The following is a 15,810-nucleotide window of genomic DNA, read 5'->3' on the forward strand; positions in this document are numbered from 1 at the left end:
TATACAGCTTCTACTCCAAAACCCGAAAGTTCTCGTGGGTTATGACGCGGAAGTTGTCTGACACCTTGTCGCGGAAGTTTTTCCATTCCTGCGGGATGGTTTCACGCATGAATGCAAGAATGGCGTCGGCAAACTGTTTCTGACTTGGGTAGTATCGATTATGGGTGACGTATTGATGCAAGACGGCCCAAAGCCGCTCAATCGGATTGAGATGGGGGCAGTAGGTTGGCAGCTGGATCAGATGGATGCGGCAAGCCGTCCTGGCAAGAAAAGCCCTGACATCGGGCCCTTTGTGGTAGGCGGCGTTGTCCCAGATGACATGAATGATGCGCTTGTCGGGGTTGCGGGCCTCGATCTTGGTCAGAAGCTGCGCGGCACTGACCCCATCAACGGTTGTGGGCTCGACAAAAGGTGCATCGAAGGTTTCGAGGTTCACAGCCCCATGAATGTTCACGCGACCACGCCCCGCCGTGCTGAGAACCGCTGGATTTGATCCAACCTTCACCCAGCCAAATGCGGGCTTGGTCTGGTATTCCGGATGCACAGCGTCCGCGAAGTAAACGGCTTCATCTGCTGGCAACTTGCGCATCAGGCGTTCGTATAGCGCGATAAAGGTTGCCTGTTTTTCCGCTGACGCCACGCGCGGCAGGGGCCGGGGCTTGCGGTATTCAAAGCCCAGGCGGGCCAGGAGCTTGATGCAGCCAGAATTTGAGTAGTCCAGACCAAACTCAGCACAGATATGTGCTCGGATCTCGACCGTCGAGCGACAGAAGCGGTCTTCCAGCCAAGCGCACAACGCAGCCTCCTGTGCCTGCGACATACGGGACTGACCGCCCTTCCAGCCGTCGAGGGCAAGCGAATCCCAGCCAACTTGCAGGTAGGTTTTATGCCAGCCCCGGATCGTGTCGTCGTCCAGATACAGGAAATCCGAGATCTCCTGGCAGGATTTACCGTCGTCGAGCAGCAGGATCGCATTTGCCCGACGGGCAATACCGTGATCTTCGCGCTGACGGCGCACGCACGCCTCAAGCTCGATACGGTCTGATGCGGAAAGAAAGCCGGGGCGGATCATAGGCATAGCTGAATCGTTTCAAACCCAGCCGTCAAGACGTCAAATTCGGCTTCTGCAGGACTCGGAGTATAACTTTAAATTCGCCAGGGCGAAGATGATGCATCCTTTCGAAACAGACGCGCACGAAACTTGCGCATACACCTTCAAAATCGGCACCAGCAGTCTGACCAGGTAGCTTCGTTGCCGTCGTCGCGGGTCCAAGCTGGTCAAGGATAGCTTCTGCAATGTCACGACTTAGCCTAGATGCCTTGTCTGCATTACTCGGGACACCGGAGTCACTCTTGGTCAAAATACCCCCAAGAAGTGTCGCGTGGAACTCACGCCGTGCAGTCGTTAGCCAAGCTTCGCTTTCGGTCATTTGCCAACGATCCGCAGTGATTTGCGCGCAGAAATCGCTACGCGGACTTGGGTAGCTACAGCTTGCGCAACAGGCGGCGGGAACGCATTGCCCACTTGCCGATAAGCAGGTGTTTTCTTGCCAGAGAACTTCCAATCGTCCGTGAACCCTTGCAGTCGCGCTACCATGCGCACTGTCAGCCGTGGACTACCGACAAAATCCCTCTCCGGCGCCTCGTTGGCAATCCCCATACCATCAACTCCCAGGGTCGCCCAGGCACGTTTGGCACGCGTCGGCCCGAGGTCTGGACCACCATGTTTTTTTGAACCGCCAACAACTGTAGGCGCAATGTCATCAGCTTGTCTGCTCCACCATGCTGCGCCTCTCCAGCCATTTTCAGCCATCAGGTCTTGCAATGTCTCGCCAACTGTTTGAGGTGAGGTGCCCGACGATACTGGCCAAAAAAATTGGTCAGCAAACTCTTTGCGTATCGCTACGATCACCACTCGCGGGCGCAACTGAGGAACGCCAAAATCAGAGGCATTAAAAAGATGCCAGTCAACATGGTATCCGAGCTTGCTGAGCTGTCGCTTAAGCTGCTGCCGATAGTCGGCGAAAACAGCGTCAAGGAAGCCGCGAACGTTTTCAATCATGACAGCCTTAGGCTGTATTTCGTCAACCAAGCGTAAAGCATCAGGGAAAAGGTTACGTTCGTCCGCGTGACCAAGCTGCTTACCGGCGGCTGAAAATGGAGGACAGGGCAGCCCGCCTGCCAGTAAATCAATGCCTTTAAACGGACGACCGTCAAAACTACCGAGGTCAGCTTGCTCGCCCTGAATTACATTCCAATCAGGTCGATTCAAAAGCAACGTATTACGGCAGTGCTGGTCAATTTCAACCAACGCCTCGTGGCTGAAGCCCGCCCGCTCTAATCCCAAAGCTTGCCCGCCAGCCCCAGCGCAAAGTTCCACCGACGTCATTTCAGCAACCATTGATCGCTCCATCTAATTGTACCTTATCTGTGTAGCATATCCACAATAGACACAAGATATCGCTGCACTGCGCCAATATGTTCACTTAATGTTCTTGATAATGCTGAACATTTCATAAAGCAAGCGCCAAGCAGGCCGAGGTATGTGCATCACTGAAAACTAACATTGAAGTCATGTGGGTAGGACCGTCTCCACCCCCTCCCCCACTTGCCCCCTCGCCTCCTCTCCCCTACACACAACCAAAGCCAGTTAGGGAGGCCGCATGCGCCGTGTTGTCATCACCGGGTTGGGGATCGTCTCGCCCATCGGGAATAATGCCACCGAAGTCACCGCCGCGCTGAAGGCCGGTACGTCCGGCATCGTCGCCAGTGCGGAAATGGCCGAACACGGCTTTCGCAGCCGCGTGGCCGGCACGCTCAAGATCGACGTGGCCGATCATGTGGACAAGCGCACTTTGCGCTTCATGGGCCCCGGTGCGGCCTATGCCCATATCGCGATGGGCCAGGCGATTGCCGATGCGGGGCTGACGCCGGACCAGATCGTCAACCCGATGACCGGCCTGATCGCGGGGTCGGGCGGGCCGTCCACCTCGGCCATGTTCGCCGCCCATAACGTCGTGACCGAAACGGGCGCGACCAAGAGGATCGGGCCTTTTGCGGTGCCCAAATGTATGTCCTCGACCGTCAGCGCGAATCTGGCGACGGCGCATCAGATCAAGGGGATGAATTTCTCGATCACCTCGGCCTGCTCGACGTCCTTGCATTGCATCGGCATGGCGGCGCAGCAGGTGGCACTTGGCACGCAGGACATCATGTTCGCAGGCGGCGGCGAAGAGCTGGACTGGACCCTGTCCTGCCTCTTTGACGCGATGGGGGCGATGTCGTCGAAATACAACGACACGCCCGAACGCGCGAGCCGTGCGTTCGACGCAGGCCGCGACGGTTTCGTGATCGCGGGCGGCGGCGCGATGGTGGTGCTGGAAACGTTGGACGGCGCGCTGGCGCGTGGCGCGAAGATTTACGCCGAGGTGACGGGTTTCAGCGCCACATCCGACGGTGCCGACATGGTCGCCCCCTCCGGTGAAGGCGGCGAACGCGCGATGCGCGGGGCGCTGCGCACCCTGCCAGAGGGGCGCAAGATCAGCTATATCAACGCGCATGGCACATCGACCCCCGTGGGCGACGTGGGCGAGGTCGAGGCCGTGCGCCGCGTCTTTGGCCGTGGTGCGACCCCGCCGATCAGTTCGACCAAATCGATGACCGGCCACAGCCAGGGTGCGACAGGCGCACAAGAAGCGATCTATTGCCTCCTGATGTTACAGGACGATTTCATCGCGCCTTCGATCAACGTGGAAACACTGGACCCCGCGCTTGATCCGGCGGAAATTGCGACGGTACGTGTGGACGATGCGGGGCTGGATACGGTGATGACCAATTCCTTCGGCTTTGGCGGGACCAACGGGTCGATGCTGTTGTCGAAATATCAAGGGTAAGACAATGACGATCACATTGCAGGGCAAACGCGGGCTGATCATGGGCGTCGCGAACGAGCGCTCGATCGCCTGGGGCATCGCCAAGGCCATGGCCGAGGCGGGCGCGCAGCTGGCGTTTTCCTATCAGGGCGAGGCTTTTGGCAAGCGTCTGGAACCGCTTGCGCAATCGGTAGGCTCGGACATCATGGTCGATGTCGATGTGACCGATGATGCCAGCATGGATGCGGCCTTCGCCCTGCTCAAGGACCGCTGGGGCACGCTTGATTTCGTGGTCCATGCCATCGCCTTTTCCGACAAGACCGAACTGACGGGCCGTTTCATCAACACCAGCCGCGAGAATTTCAAGAATTCGCTGGCGATCTCCTGCTATTCCTTCATCGACGTGGCGGCACGCGCCTCTGCGATGATGCCCGACGGCGGCACGTTGCTGACGCTGACCTATCAGGGATCGAACCGCGTCACCCCGTTCTACAACGTCATGGGTGTCGCCAAGGCCGCACTCGAATCCGCGACCCGCTATCTGGCCAACGACCTTGGCCCCCAAGGCATCCGCGTCAACGCGATCAGCCCCGGCCCGATGAAAACGCTGGCAGGGGCCGCGATCGGCGGGGCGCGCAAGACCTACAAGCACACGGAAATGAACACGCCGCTGCGCGCGAATGCCACGCTCGAGGCCGTGGGGGGCACCGCCGTCTATCTCGCATCCGACGCGGGCGCCTGTACGACGGGCGAGATCATCCGCGTCGATGGCGGTTTCCACGTCTTGGGAATGCCGCAGCCCGACCATCTGGTCTGACCTGCAGCTTCTTATTTCCCCAAATACTCGCGGGCGTGTCGGGGGCGGCGCCCCCGACACGCCCCGGACTTGATCCGGGGCCTCCCCTGCCGCCTCAAGCAGCCTTGATCGCCACAACCTCGACCGCGAACGTCAGATCCTTGCCCGCCAGCGGATGGTTGGCGTCCAGCATCACCTCGGTCTCGGTCACTTCCGCGACCGTCACCGGCACGACCTGCCCCTGCGGGGTCTGCATCTGCAACTGCGTGCCGGGGTCAAGCGGGATATCGGCGGGGATATTGTCGCGCGGCACGGCCTGCTGGGCTTCGGGGTTGTGGTCGCCGTAAGCGTCCGCACAGGGCACAAGCACGGTCTTTTTCTCGCCCACGGTCATGCCGGGGATCGCAGCGTCAAGTCCGGGGATGATCTGGCCGGACCCGACCACGAATTCCAGAGGATCACGCCCCGCAGAGCTGTCGAATGTCACCCCGTCCTGCAGGGTCCCGGTGTAATGGATCTGGACGGTATCGCCCGCTTTGGCCTGTGTCATGGCGTCTTTCCTTTCGTTTTCTCAATAAATCGCAGTCCCAACCTAGGAAAGCTTGCCTTCGATTGCAAACCGCTTTGCCTCTTTTCGCTGGGACCGCGCTGTGCCAAGTTCGCGCCGAAGGGGGCCGCCATGCCGATCAGAGCTTGCGTTTTTGATGCCTATGGCACGTTGTTTGACGTGAATGCGGCGGCGGCGAAGGCTGCCGAAGACCCCGCCTATCCGGGGCTTGCGACCGTCTGGCCCGCCCTTGCGCGCGACTGGCGGCGCAAGCAGTTGGAATACACATGGCTGCGCGCCGTGGCAGACAGGCACTGCGATTTCTGGCAGGTCACGCAGGATGGTCTGGACTGGGCGATGGAGGCGCAAGCGCTGGGTGATCCCGCGTTGCGTGCCCGTCTGCTGACGCTCTACCGGCAGCTTCCGACATATCCGGAGGTGCCTTTGATGCTGGCAGCCCTCAAGGCGCGGGGGTTTGCCACCGCGATCCTGTCGAACGGATCACCCGACATGCTGGACGCCGCCGTCACCTCTGCGGGCATCGCGCCGCAGCTTGATGCGGTCCTGAGTGTGCAAAGCGTGGGTGTCTTCAAACCGCATGCTCGCGTCTACGATCTGGTCGGTGCGCATTTCGACTGTGCCAAGGATCAGGTGCTTTTCGTGTCCTCCAACGGCTGGGATGCGGCGGGGGCTGCGGCCTATGGGTTCCGCACGGTCTGGGTCAACCGCAGCGGCGATCCGATGGACAGACTCTACGCCCGGCCGCACCATACCCTTCCCGATCTTGTCACCATACCGGAGCTTATCTGATGCCGCATTTTACCACGCCTGACGGTACAGCGCTGCATTACACCGATGCAGGCACCGGTCTGCCGATCATCGCGCTGGCCGGGCTCACGCGCAACGGCGCGGATTTCGACCATGTCGCGCCGCATCTGCCCGTGCGCCTGATCCGGCCCGATTATCGCGGGCGCGGGCAATCGGACTGGGCCGATCCGGTGACCTATACGATCCCGCAAGAGGCCGCCGACGTGCTGGCGCTGATGGATCATCTGGGGCTGGACCGGGCGGCGGTGCTTGGCACCTCGCGCGGGGGGCTGATCGCGATGATGCTGGCCGTGACCGCCAAGGAAAGGCTGATCGGGGTCGCGCTGAACGATATCGGGCCGGACATCGCGCCGGCGGGTCTGGCTGTCATCAAGGATTACATCGGCCGCAATCCCGCGCAGAAAACCTATGTCGCGGCCGCCGCAGCGCGCGCAAAGCTCTGGACGCATTTCACAGGCGTCCCGATGGACCGCTGGCTGGCCGAGGTGCAGGCGCATTACGCAGAGACCCCCGACGGGCTGGTGATCCGCTATGACCCCCGCCTGCGCGATGCGGTGCTGGCGGCGGGCGCGCAGCCGGTGCCGGACCTTTGGCCGCTGTTCGACGCGTTGCAAGGTCTGCCGCTGGCCCTGATCCGTGGCGCGAATTCCGACCTGTTGACGATACAGACGGCGGACGAGATGACCCGCCGCCGCCCCGACATGATCCGCGCCGATGTGCCGGGGCGCGGGCATGTGCCGTTTCTGGATGAACCACAGGCGCTGGATGCGCTGCATGCATGGCTGGAGAAAATGCAATGAATATCGAGATGATCCGCGCGGCGGCAGAACGGCTCGCAGGCCATGCGCGGCGCACGCCGATCCTGACCTCGCCGTTTCTGGATGCGATCGCAGGGCGGCGTGTGTTCGTCAAAGCCGAATGCCTGCAGCATACCGGATCGTTCAAGTTCCGGGGTGGCTGGTCGGCGGTCTCGGCGCTGTCGCCCGCCGCGCTGCAAAAGGGCGTGATCGCCTTTTCCAGTGGCAACCATGCGCAAGGCGTGGCCTTGGCCGCGCGCAGCCATGGTGCGCCCGCCGTCATCATCATGCCCGCCGATGCGCCCGCGGTAAAAATCGCCAACACCCGCGCCTTGGGGGCCGAGGTCGTGCTTTACGATCGCGCGACCGAGGATCGTGACGCCATGGGTGACAGGCTGGCAGGAGATCGGGGGTTGACGCTGATCAAGCCGTACGACGAACCGCAAGTCATCGCGGGCCAAGGCACCTGCGGGCTCGAAATCGCATCCGAGATGACCGCTTTGGGCGTGACCCGCGCCGATGTGATGGTCTGTTGCGGTGGTGGCGGGCTGACCTCCGGCATCGCACTGGCACTGGCCGCCGATGCACCCGGCCTGCGCGCGCGGCCGGTGGAACCCGAGGGCTTTGACGATGTGGCACGCTCTCTTGCAAGTGGGCACATTGAACGCAACGCGCGGCTGTCCGGCTCGCTTTGCGATGCGATCGTCACACCGCAGCCGGGTGATCTGACCTTTCCGATCATGCAGAAACATTGCGGGCCGGGGGTTGTCGTGACCGAGGATCAGGCCTTGCAAGCGATGGCGCTGGCCTTTGACCGGCTGAAAATCGTGCTAGAACCGGGCGGTGCCGTGGCGCTGGCGGCGGCGCTGTTCCATCCGGACGCCAGTGAAGGCGATGCGGTGATCGCGGTGGCGACCGGCGGTAATGTCGATCCCGCGATGTTCGCGCGGGCGCTCGCCTGATGCAGGTCGTCCGCGACGGCGTGGCGCTGGATTATGATGTCAGCGGGCCGGATACTGGCGCGCCTGTCGTCTTTGCAAATGCGCTGGGAACGACTCGCGCGATCTGGGATCAGGTGGTGGCAGACCTGCCCGCAGGTCTGCGGATCATCCGCTATGACATGCGCGGGCATGGCGCGTCCGATGCGCCGGACGGCCCGTACAGCATGGGCCAGCTGGTCAGCGATGCCGAGGCGGTTTGCGATGCCGCAGGTGCGCGCGATGCCATGTTCATTGGCCTGTCCGTCGGCGGGATGGTCGCGCAGGGGCTGGCGGTCAAACGCCCCGACCTGATCCGCGCGCTGGTGCTGTCCAACACCGCCGCCAAGATCGGGAACCCGAAACTCTGGCAGGACCGGATCGACACGGTACGCGCCAAGGGGCTGACGGCCCTGTCCGACGCCGTTCTGCAACGCTGGTTCGCGCGCGGTTTCTACGGCTCGCCCGGGATGCAGCCGTGGCGCGCGATGCTGGAAAGCACGCCCGTTGCTGGCTACACCGGCACCTGTGCCGCGATTGCAGGCACCGATTTCTACACCCCGACCGCGGGCCTGCGCATCCCGACGCTGGGGATCGCGGGGATCGACGATGGATCGACGCCGCCCGACCTTGTGCGCGAAACGGTCGATCTGATCCCCGGATCCCAGTTCGTGCTGATGCGGCGCGTGGGCCATCTGCCTTGCGTCGAGGACCCCGCAACCTATGCCGCGCATCTGGCGGATTTCATGAAAGCTGTCGGCCATGTCTGATTTCCTGCTGATCCACGGGTCCTGCCATGGCGCATGGTGCTGGGATGACCTGATCCCGCATCTGACCGCCGCCGGGCACACAGCCCGCGCCATCGACCTGCCGTCGCATGGGCAGGACCGCACACCGGCGGGGGATGTGACACTCGACCTTTACGCCCGCGCCATCGTGGATGCCATCGACACGCCGGTCATCCTTGTCGGTCATTCGATGGCGGGCTATCCGATCACCGCCGCAGCAGGTCTGGCACCCGACAAGATCAGCGCGCTGGTCTATGTCTGCGCCTATGTGCCGATGGCGGGCAAGTCGCTGGCGGATATGCGGCGGATGGCGCCGTCGCAGCCTCTGCTTGATGCGATCGTCGTGGATGCAGACCGCGTGACGTTCAGCGTCGATCCTGCGAAAGCGGCAGAGAAGTTCTATCACGATGTGCCTGCCGACCGCGCCGCTTGGGCGATTGCGCAGCTTTGCCCGCAGCCGATCCTGCCGCAGGAAACGCCGCTTGTGCCCCAGCACAGGCTGCCACGGCATTACCTGCGCTGCACCGACGACCGGACCATCCCGCCGGCATTTCAGGCAACGATGACCGCAGACTGGCCCGACGGCACGGTAGCGGACCTGTCCAAATCGCATTCGCCGTTTCTGTCCGATCCGGCGCTGCTCGCGCAGCATCTGATCCGCATCGCGCAGGCCCTTTGACAGGGGCCTGCCGGCCTAAACCCTTGGACTTGCGACGACGCCTTTGGTATTCAGAAACGCGCGTTGCGTGAGGCAAAAGGGGTCCCATGGGGTTCAACAATATCAGCGAGGTGACCGGCTTTGCTGGTGGGATTGATCAGTGGACGCTGACGGTCGATCTTTCCGACCCGTCGGTGACGATGGTATCAGGCGATTTCGATGCCGTTAACGCAACAACTGGCATCAATCAGGGCGACGGCGGCGTTACCTACACGATCACATCGCTCAGCGGAAACTTCGGGACCTACACCAACAACTTCGTGTTGAATGCCGCGACCGGCGTGTTTTCGTTCGACATCGACCGCGCGGCGGTGATCGCCAGCGGCACCGACCAAGTCATCCAGTTCCAGATCACCGGGCGATCCGGCAATACGTCGGATCTCGATACCGTGAGGATCACGCTGCTGATCTGCGTGGCCCGCGGAACCCACATCCGCTGCGCGCAGGGGCAGCGACGCATCGAGGATCTCAAAGCGGGCGATTGGGTCGCCACCATGGACGCGGGCCTGCAACAGGTCAGATGGATCGGGTCACGGTTGCTGTCGCAGGACATGCTGCGCGATCACCCTGAACTGCGCCCGGTGCGGATCGCCGTGGGGTCGCTGGGCGCTGGTCTGCCGCGCCGCGATCTTGTCGTTTCACCCCAACACCGCATCCTTGTGTCTGACTGGCGCGCGCAGCTTTTTCTGGGGCAGGACGACACGCTCGTCCCCGCCAAAGGGCTTGTCAACGGCACGACCGTCACTGTGGATACCGCAATGACCGAAGTCGAATATTTTCACCTGCTGTTCGACAGGCATCAGATCATCTTTACCGAAGGACAACCGACCGAAAGCTTTCATCCGGCCGATTACACGCTTGGCGCAATCGACGCCGATATGCGCGCCGAAGTCCTGACGCTGTTTCCGGCGCTGGCGCAGGATCACTTGGCCTATGGCCCAACCGCGCACCATGTCTGCCGGGTGAAAGAGGCCAAGGTCATTGCCACCGCACAGGCCAGCCTATGACCCCCGAACAGCAGGCGGCGCGGGACCGCGAAATGCCATCTCAGGAAAAACTGCGCGTCTATGGCGATTGCCTGTTTCTTGCCATGCGCAGCCAACACCATGCAGGCATGACGCTTGCGACATTGCGGGCCGCGTTCGAGCCTGCGATCGACGCGGGGCAATTCCGGATTTTTCGCATCGACGACATCCCGCGCGGGATGTTCACATGGGCCTTCCTGAGCCCCGACGCCGAAGCGCGCTTTGTCGCGGGTGCGCCATTGACCGCCCAAGACTGGACGTCGGGCGACAGGCTCTGGCTCATCGACCTGATCGCACCCTACAAAGGCATGACCGCAGCAATGGTACGCTGGATCATGCGACCGGGCAATTTTGCCGAAAAGACATTCATTTTCCGGCGCGTCATGAACGGCAACAAAACCCGCAAGATCCTGCATGTCGACTTTGACCGCCCCGACGCCAAGGTGACGTTCCTGCACCCCGAGGATTTCGTCTAGCAGCGTCTGCCCGGACGCGGTTTGAATGGCGCTTGCAAAGTGAACCCAACAGTCTAACGGTGCGTGCATGGACAAACGGCTTCCGGTCACTTTCATTCTGATATCGGTGATGCTTGACGCGATGGGGATCGGGCTCATCCTGCCGGTGATGCCTGCGCTGATCCAGGAGGTCGAGGGCGACGGCATCGCCGCCGCCGCTGTCTGGGGCGGGGTGCTGGCGACGATCTTTGCCGCGATGCAATTCATCTGCGGTCCCATGGTGGGCAGCCTGTCCGACCGTTACGGGCGCAGGCCGGTGCTGATCATCTCGTTGGCGATCATGGCGGGCATCTATGTGCTGATGGCATTGGCGCATACGATCTGGCTGCTGGTGATCGGGCGCGTCATCGGCGGGATCACAGCGGCGACGCAATCGACATCCGCCGCCTATATGGCCGATATCTCCAAGCCCGAGGAAAAAGCCGCCAATTTCGGCCTGATCGGCGCGGCCTTTGGGGCGGGCTTTGTGCTGGGGCCGCTGATCGGCGGGATCTTGGCGGAATACGGCACGCGCGCGCCGTTCTGGGCGGCGGCTATTCTTGCCGGAGCGAACGCGGTCTTTGGCTATGTCGTACTGCCCGAAACCGTAACCGACCGCATCCGACGCCCGTTTTCATGGGCGAGGGCGAACCCGTTGGGCGCATTCCGCAACATCGGGTCGCTGCCGGGGCTGAAGCGGCTGTTGTTCATCACCTTCGTCTACACGATTGCCTTTTTCGTCTATCCGGGCGTCTGGGCCTATTTCGGCGCGGCGCAGTTCGGCTGGGGGCCGGGCATGATCGGTCTGTCGCTTGCGGTCTTCGGCGTCGGAATCGCCGTGGTGCAAGGGCTGCTGCTCCGCCCGATCATCAAGCGCATCGGCGAGAGGCGCGCCGTCATCCTCGGTCTGGGAATCGATGTGGCGGCGTTCATTGCGCTGGGTTTCGTGACCAACGGCTGGATCGCGCTGGCGCTGACGCCCCTGACGGCCTTGGGGTCGATCGCGGGACCCGCGTTGCAAGGGATCATGTCGCGCACCGCCGCCGACAACCAGCAAGGCGAATTGCAAGGGACGGTCACGTCGATCAACGCTGTTGCCACGATTGTGGCTCCGCTGATGGTGACGCAGACCTTCTGGTTCTTCACCACGCCCACCGCCCCCGTCTATCTGCCCGGCGCGCCGTTCCTGCTGTCGGCCCTGCTGACCGTCGGCTGCATCGTGGTCTTTATCCAGACCCCACGGCCACAGCGCGCCCGCGTCACATAAGGTCGCGTTCTGACTTGCAGTCGGTCGCTGGCCGCTTCAGGTTGGCCTTTGAACCAGACCACAGGACCCATCATGCCACAGATCAAAGCCGCCGTTTGCCACGCCTTCGGCGCACCCCTGACCATCGAGACTGTCAACCTTGCCGCACCCGATCATGGCGAGGTCGAGGTCACGCTGAAAGCCTGCGCTATCTGCCATTCCGACGTGACCTATATCGACGGCGGCTGGGGCGGCACCCTGCCTGCGGTCTACGGTCACGAGGCGGCAGGCCATGTCACCGCCGTGGGTGACGGGGTGCGCGGGCTGGCCTTGGGCGATCCGGTGGTCGTGACGCTGATCAGGTCCTGCGGCACCTGCCCGTCGTGTGCGGGCGGGCGGCCTGTGGCCTGCGAAAGCGATATGGCAAGCGGTCCACTGACCACGGCGGACGGAGGCCCGCTGCATCAGGCGATGAATACGGGCGGCTTTGCCGAGCGTGTCGTCGTGAGCCAAAGTCAGGTCGTGAAACTGTCCGACACGATCGGGATGGAGGCCGCGTCCCTGCTGGCCTGCGGGGTCATCACCGGCATCGGCGCTGTGGTGAACGCCGCGCAATTGCGTGCGGGGCAGGATGTGGTCGTGATCGGCACGGGCGGTGTCGGCCTCAACGCCATTCAGGGTGCGCGGATCGCGGGTGCCCGCCGGATCGTCGCGGTCGATATGACCCCCGAAAAGCTCGCCATCGCGCGGGAATTCGGGGCGACCGATACGGTGCTGGCGACCAGCGACAAGCCCTGGCGCGCCGCGAAAGAGGCGATGGGGCGCGGGGCCGATGCGGTATTCGTGACCGTGGGGGCGATCCCCGCTTACGATCAGGCGCCGCAATATCTCGCCAATGGCGGCAAGGTCATCATGGTCGGCATGCCCCATTCGGGCGCCATGTCCACCTATGAGCCCGTGATGCTGGCGGCGACTGGCCAAGGCATGGTCGGGTCCAAGATGGGCGACGTGGTCATCGCGCGGGATATTCCCTGGATGGTCGATCTGTACGAACAGGGGCGGCTGAAACTGGACGAGCTGATCTCGGGCCGCTGGCGGCTTGACCAGATCAACGAGGCGATTGCCGATACCAAGACCGGCGGCGCAAAACGCAATGTGATCATCTTCGACTGACCCTCCCATCTTCCAAGCCCAAATATCCCCGCCGGAGGCATCACAACCCCGCCCCGACCACCACAATTGCGATGAAAAACCACGCCCCGGGCCTGACCCGGGGCCTCGCCCTCAGATCAGGGACAACGCCATGAAACTTGCCGATCTCGATATCATTGTCACCGCCCCCCCTGCTCCCGGCTGGGGCGGGCGGTACTGGATCATCCCTAAGGTCACCACCGACACGGGCGTCGTCGGCTACGGCGAATGCTATGCGTCTTCCGTCGGGCCAGAGGCGATGAAAGCCGTCATTCGGGACGTTTTCGCGCGGCACATGGCGGGCGAGAACCCCGAGAATATCGAACTGATGTTCCGCCGCGTCTATTCCGCAGGCTTTACCCAGCGCCCTGACCTGACGGTGATCGGCGCGTGGTCGGGGCTGGAGATGGCCTGCTGGGACATTCTGGGCAAGGACCGCGACCGCCCCGTGCATGCGCTGATCGGCGGGCGCACGAACGACCGCATCCGCGCCTATACCTATCTTTATCCGCGCCCGTCGCACCCCCTGCCCGATTTCTGGTCCAGCCCCGATATGGCGGCCGAAGTCGCACTCGACATGGTCGACCAAGGCTATACGGCCGTGAAATTCGACCCCGCCGGCCCCTATACGATCCGTGGCGGGCATATGCCGTCGATGCATGATCTGTCGCTGTCGGTCGCATTCTGCAAAGCCATCCGCGAGGCTGTGGGCGATCGTGCCGACCTGCTGTTCGGCACCCATGGCCAGTTCAGCACCGGCGGTGCGATCCGACTGGGCCAGGCCATCGCGTCCTATAGCCCGCTCTGGTACGAAGAACCGATCCCGCCGGACAATGTAGCCGAAATGGCCAAGGTCGCGGGTGCGGTGCCGATCCCGATTGCCACGGGCGAACGGCTGACGACCAAGGCCGAATTCGCGACCGTTCTGCGCAGCGGGGCGGCGACGATCCTGCAACCGGCCTTGGGGCGGTCGGGCGGTATCTGGGAAACCAAGAAGATCGCCGCGATGGCAGAAGTATACAACGCGCAGGTCGCCCCGCATCTTTACGCGGGCCCCGTCGAATGGGCGGCCAATATCCAGCTTGCATCGTCCATCCCCAATATCCTGATGGCCGAAACCATCGAGACGCCGTTCCACATGGCGCTGATCAAGAACAGCCTGAGCGTCGAAGGTGGCTATATCCCCGTCCCCACCGCCCCCGGTCTGGGCATCGATTTCGACGAGGATCTGGCCCGCGCGCATCCCTATACCGGCGACGGGCTGCATTTGCAGATGCAGGAAGACGCCATCGGCTATCACGGGGTGAACAGCTTTGCGGGTGGTGCGCCCGTGAAGATATGATGGTGCGAGGTGGTTTCTCAGCCATGGCTATGGCCTGCCTTGCGCTGCTCGCAGGGTGCGGCGGGCCGTCGTCGTCATCTTTCAATCCGCCCTCGGAGGACATCGAATGCATGGCGCGCGCGATGTATTTCGAATCCGTCCGGTCCAGCCGTGACGGCATGATCGCGGTCGGCAGCGTGGTGATGAACAGGGTCGACTCCGACGCCTATCCAAACACCGTCTGCGGCGTGGTCAGCCAGCGCAACCAGTTCGCCCCCGGCGTGATGACCAAGCGGATGGAAAGCCGCGCGGCACCGCTTGCACGGGCGGCTGCGCAATCCGTACTTGCAGGCGAACGCCACCCCGATGTCGCGGGTGCGATGTTCTTTCATGCCGCGACCTACCGCGCATCGTTCAACAACATGCATTATGTCGTCACGACCGGCGGCAATGCGTTCTATGAACGGCGCAGGCCCGAGAACGTGACAGCGCCCCGACCGTTGCCCGCGACCGAGGGGATCACAGGGCGGTGACCGCTTTGCGGTCCCCCGCTCTTTCCATCCGTCCCGCCCCCCGTTAAACTGAACCCCGTTCAGCAGGAGGCATCATGACAGGCAAGGTAGCGGAACGGCGCAAGGCACTGCGGGAAAATCTGATCGAGATCGCAGAGCGCGTGATCGCAACCCAAGGGTTGGGCGCGCTGCGCGCCCGCGATCTGGCGCGCGAGGCGGGCTGTGCCGTGGGCGCGATCTATAACGTGTTTGGCGACCTGACCGATCTGGTGCTGGCCGTGAACGCGCGCACCTTCCACCGTCTTGGTGCGGATGTGGCGGCGGCCTTGGCCGAGGCACCGCAAGACCCTGTCGAACAACTGGTCGTCATGGCGCAGGCCTATCACCATTTTGCCGCCGCCAACCACCACAGCTGGCGCGCGCTGTTCGATCTGGAACGCGCGCCCGATGCCACTGCCCCCGACTGGTATCTACAGGAAATGGGGCAGCTCTTTACCTATATCGCCGATCCGTTGCAGGTGATCTTTCCCGACAACGACGCGCAGACCAATGCACTGCTGACGCGGGCGCTGTTTTCGTCGGTGCACGGGATCGTGCTGCTGGGGCTGGACCGGGCCAGCGCGGGCGTGCCGTCGGCGGATATCGACAGGATGATCGCGCTTGTGCTGCGGCAGATCGCGACCAGCTGATAAATTTGT

At 62.8% G+C, this 15,810-nt stretch carries 18 protein-coding genes; 14 read left to right on the top strand and 4 right to left on the bottom strand.

The window, feature by feature from the left end:
• Window positions 1-10: 10 nt before the first annotated feature.
• The 3 genes from H147_RS0116780 to H147_RS20655 are packed head-to-tail and all read right to left on the bottom strand — an operon-like array spanning window position 11 to window position 2,401.
• Entirely contained in the window at window positions 11-1,072 is a 1,062-nt protein-coding gene (locus H147_RS0116780) for an IS630 family transposase (protein ID WP_019955459.1), read from the bottom strand.
• A 31-nt stretch (window positions 1,073-1,103) separates the two neighbouring features.
• A complete protein-coding gene (locus H147_RS21605; RefSeq protein WP_081625891.1) occupies window positions 1,104-1,430 on the bottom strand; it encodes an NgoMIV family type II restriction endonuclease in 327 nt (108 codons plus the stop codon).
• Window positions 1,427-2,401: a DNA cytosine methyltransferase gene (locus H147_RS20655; protein ID WP_245541172.1), complete on the bottom strand. Its 975-nt coding sequence runs from the start codon at window positions 2,399-2,401 to the stop codon at window positions 1,427-1,429. The genes H147_RS21605 and H147_RS20655 overlap by 4 nt, the downstream gene beginning before the upstream one ends.
• Before the next feature lie 262 nt (window positions 2,402-2,663).
• Here H147_RS20655 and H147_RS0116790 point away from each other — a divergent pair, with 262 nt between their 5' ends.
• Together H147_RS0116790 and H147_RS0116795 are read left to right on the top strand one after the other, a co-directional pair.
• Entirely contained in the window at window positions 2,664-3,893 is a 1,230-nt protein-coding gene (locus H147_RS0116790; protein WP_019956556.1) for a beta-ketoacyl synthase N-terminal-like domain-containing protein, read from the top strand.
• Between the two features lie 4 nt (window positions 3,894-3,897).
• Window positions 3,898-4,689, top strand: coding sequence for an enoyl-ACP reductase FabI (locus H147_RS0116795; RefSeq protein ID WP_019956557.1), 792 nt, complete (start codon window positions 3,898-3,900; stop codon window positions 4,687-4,689).
• A gap of 94 nt (window positions 4,690-4,783) precedes the next feature.
• Here H147_RS0116795 and H147_RS0116800 read toward each other — a convergent pair whose 3' ends face one another.
• Entirely contained in the window at window positions 4,784-5,218 is a 435-nt protein-coding gene (locus H147_RS0116800; RefSeq protein ID WP_019956558.1) for an FKBP-type peptidyl-prolyl cis-trans isomerase, read from the bottom strand.
• Window positions 5,219-5,347: 129 nt separating this feature from the next.
• Between H147_RS0116800 and H147_RS0116805 the strand changes: the two genes are divergently transcribed.
• The 12 genes from H147_RS0116805 (at window position 5,348) to H147_RS0116860 (ending at window position 15,801) form a co-directional block, all read left to right on the top strand.
• Complete coding sequence (locus H147_RS0116805) at window positions 5,348-6,025, top strand: haloacid dehalogenase type II (RefSeq protein ID WP_026352633.1); 678 nt, start codon at window positions 5,348-5,350, stop codon at window positions 6,023-6,025.
• Window positions 6,025-6,843: an alpha/beta fold hydrolase gene (locus H147_RS0116810; protein ID WP_019956560.1), complete on the top strand. Its 819-nt coding sequence runs from the start codon at window positions 6,025-6,027 to the stop codon at window positions 6,841-6,843. The genes H147_RS0116805 and H147_RS0116810 overlap by 1 nt, the downstream gene beginning before the upstream one ends.
• Window positions 6,840-7,802, top strand: a complete 963-nt coding sequence (locus tag H147_RS0116815) for a threonine ammonia-lyase (protein WP_019956561.1) — start codon at window positions 6,840-6,842, stop codon at window positions 7,800-7,802. Before H147_RS0116810 ends, H147_RS0116815 begins: the two co-directional genes overlap by 4 nt.
• A complete protein-coding gene (pcaD, locus tag H147_RS0116820; RefSeq protein ID WP_019956562.1) occupies window positions 7,802-8,587 on the top strand; it encodes a 3-oxoadipate enol-lactonase in 786 nt (261 codons plus the stop codon). Before H147_RS0116815 ends, pcaD begins: the two co-directional genes overlap by 1 nt.
• Window positions 8,580-9,284: an alpha/beta fold hydrolase gene (locus H147_RS0116825; RefSeq protein ID WP_019956563.1), complete on the top strand. Its 705-nt coding sequence runs from the start codon at window positions 8,580-8,582 to the stop codon at window positions 9,282-9,284. The genes pcaD and H147_RS0116825 overlap by 8 nt, the downstream gene beginning before the upstream one ends.
• Before the next feature lie 86 nt (window positions 9,285-9,370).
• On the top strand, window positions 9,371-10,330 hold the full coding sequence (locus tag H147_RS20415; protein WP_019956564.1) for a Hint domain-containing protein: 960 nt from the start codon (window positions 9,371-9,373) through the stop codon (window positions 10,328-10,330).
• Window positions 10,327-10,824 (top strand): toxin-activating lysine-acyltransferase, encoded by a 498-nt coding sequence (locus tag H147_RS20010; RefSeq protein WP_019956565.1) that lies wholly within the window; start codon window positions 10,327-10,329, stop codon window positions 10,822-10,824. Before H147_RS20415 ends, H147_RS20010 begins: the two co-directional genes overlap by 4 nt.
• A gap of 67 nt (window positions 10,825-10,891) precedes the next feature.
• Complete coding sequence (locus tag H147_RS0116840) at window positions 10,892-12,109, top strand: TCR/Tet family MFS transporter (protein WP_019956566.1); 1,218 nt, start codon at window positions 10,892-10,894, stop codon at window positions 12,107-12,109.
• A 72-nt stretch (window positions 12,110-12,181) separates the two neighbouring features.
• Entirely contained in the window at window positions 12,182-13,261 is a 1,080-nt protein-coding gene (locus H147_RS0116845; RefSeq protein WP_019956567.1) for a zinc-binding dehydrogenase, read from the top strand.
• Between the two features lie 130 nt (window positions 13,262-13,391).
• Complete coding sequence (locus H147_RS0116850; protein WP_019956568.1) at window positions 13,392-14,621, top strand: mandelate racemase/muconate lactonizing enzyme family protein; 1,230 nt, start codon at window positions 13,392-13,394, stop codon at window positions 14,619-14,621.
• Window positions 14,622-14,644: 23 nt separating this feature from the next.
• Complete coding sequence (locus H147_RS0116855) at window positions 14,645-15,133, top strand: cell wall hydrolase (RefSeq protein WP_110571025.1); 489 nt, start codon at window positions 14,645-14,647, stop codon at window positions 15,131-15,133.
• Between the two features lie 74 nt (window positions 15,134-15,207).
• On the top strand, window positions 15,208-15,801 hold the full coding sequence (locus H147_RS0116860; protein ID WP_019956570.1) for a TetR/AcrR family transcriptional regulator: 594 nt from the start codon (window positions 15,208-15,210) through the stop codon (window positions 15,799-15,801).
• Window positions 15,802-15,810 lie beyond the last annotated feature (9 nt).

Source organism: Yoonia vestfoldensis DSM 16212 (genome assembly GCF_000382265.1).
Lineage (GTDB): Bacteria > Pseudomonadota > Alphaproteobacteria > Rhodobacterales > Rhodobacteraceae > Yoonia > Yoonia vestfoldensis.

Bases quoted from the DNA above. Each gene is read 5' to 3' on its own strand.
- H147_RS0116780 (WP_019955459.1), bottom strand. From the start codon at position 1,072: ATGATCCGCCCCGGCTTTCTTTCCGCATCAGACCGTATCGAGCTTGAG.
- H147_RS21605 (WP_081625891.1), bottom strand. From the start codon at position 1,430: ATGACCGAAAGCGAAGCTTGGCTAACGACTGCACGGCGTGAGTTCCAC.
- H147_RS20655 (WP_245541172.1), bottom strand. From the start codon at position 2,401: ATGGTTGCTGAAATGACGTCGGTGGAACTTTGCGCTGGGGCTGGCGGG.
- H147_RS0116790 (WP_019956556.1), top strand. From the start codon at position 2,664: ATGCGCCGTGTTGTCATCACCGGGTTGGGGATCGTCTCGCCCATCGGG.
- H147_RS0116795 (WP_019956557.1), top strand. From the start codon at position 3,898: ATGACGATCACATTGCAGGGCAAACGCGGGCTGATCATGGGCGTCGCG.
- H147_RS0116800 (WP_019956558.1), bottom strand. From the start codon at position 5,218: ATGACACAGGCCAAAGCGGGCGATACCGTCCAGATCCATTACACCGGG.
- H147_RS0116805 (WP_026352633.1), top strand. From the start codon at position 5,348: ATGCCGATCAGAGCTTGCGTTTTTGATGCCTATGGCACGTTGTTTGAC.
- H147_RS0116810 (WP_019956560.1), top strand. From the start codon at position 6,025: ATGCCGCATTTTACCACGCCTGACGGTACAGCGCTGCATTACACCGAT.
- H147_RS0116815 (WP_019956561.1), top strand. From the start codon at position 6,840: ATGAATATCGAGATGATCCGCGCGGCGGCAGAACGGCTCGCAGGCCAT.
- pcaD (WP_019956562.1), top strand. From the start codon at position 7,802: ATGCAGGTCGTCCGCGACGGCGTGGCGCTGGATTATGATGTCAGCGGG.
- H147_RS0116825 (WP_019956563.1), top strand. From the start codon at position 8,580: ATGTCTGATTTCCTGCTGATCCACGGGTCCTGCCATGGCGCATGGTGC.
- H147_RS20415 (WP_019956564.1), top strand. From the start codon at position 9,371: ATGGGGTTCAACAATATCAGCGAGGTGACCGGCTTTGCTGGTGGGATT.
- H147_RS20010 (WP_019956565.1), top strand. From the start codon at position 10,327: ATGACCCCCGAACAGCAGGCGGCGCGGGACCGCGAAATGCCATCTCAG.
- H147_RS0116840 (WP_019956566.1), top strand. From the start codon at position 10,892: ATGGACAAACGGCTTCCGGTCACTTTCATTCTGATATCGGTGATGCTT.
- H147_RS0116845 (WP_019956567.1), top strand. From the start codon at position 12,182: ATGCCACAGATCAAAGCCGCCGTTTGCCACGCCTTCGGCGCACCCCTG.
- H147_RS0116850 (WP_019956568.1), top strand. From the start codon at position 13,392: ATGAAACTTGCCGATCTCGATATCATTGTCACCGCCCCCCCTGCTCCC.
- H147_RS0116855 (WP_110571025.1), top strand. From the start codon at position 14,645: ATGGCTATGGCCTGCCTTGCGCTGCTCGCAGGGTGCGGCGGGCCGTCG.
- H147_RS0116860 (WP_019956570.1), top strand. From the start codon at position 15,208: ATGACAGGCAAGGTAGCGGAACGGCGCAAGGCACTGCGGGAAAATCTG.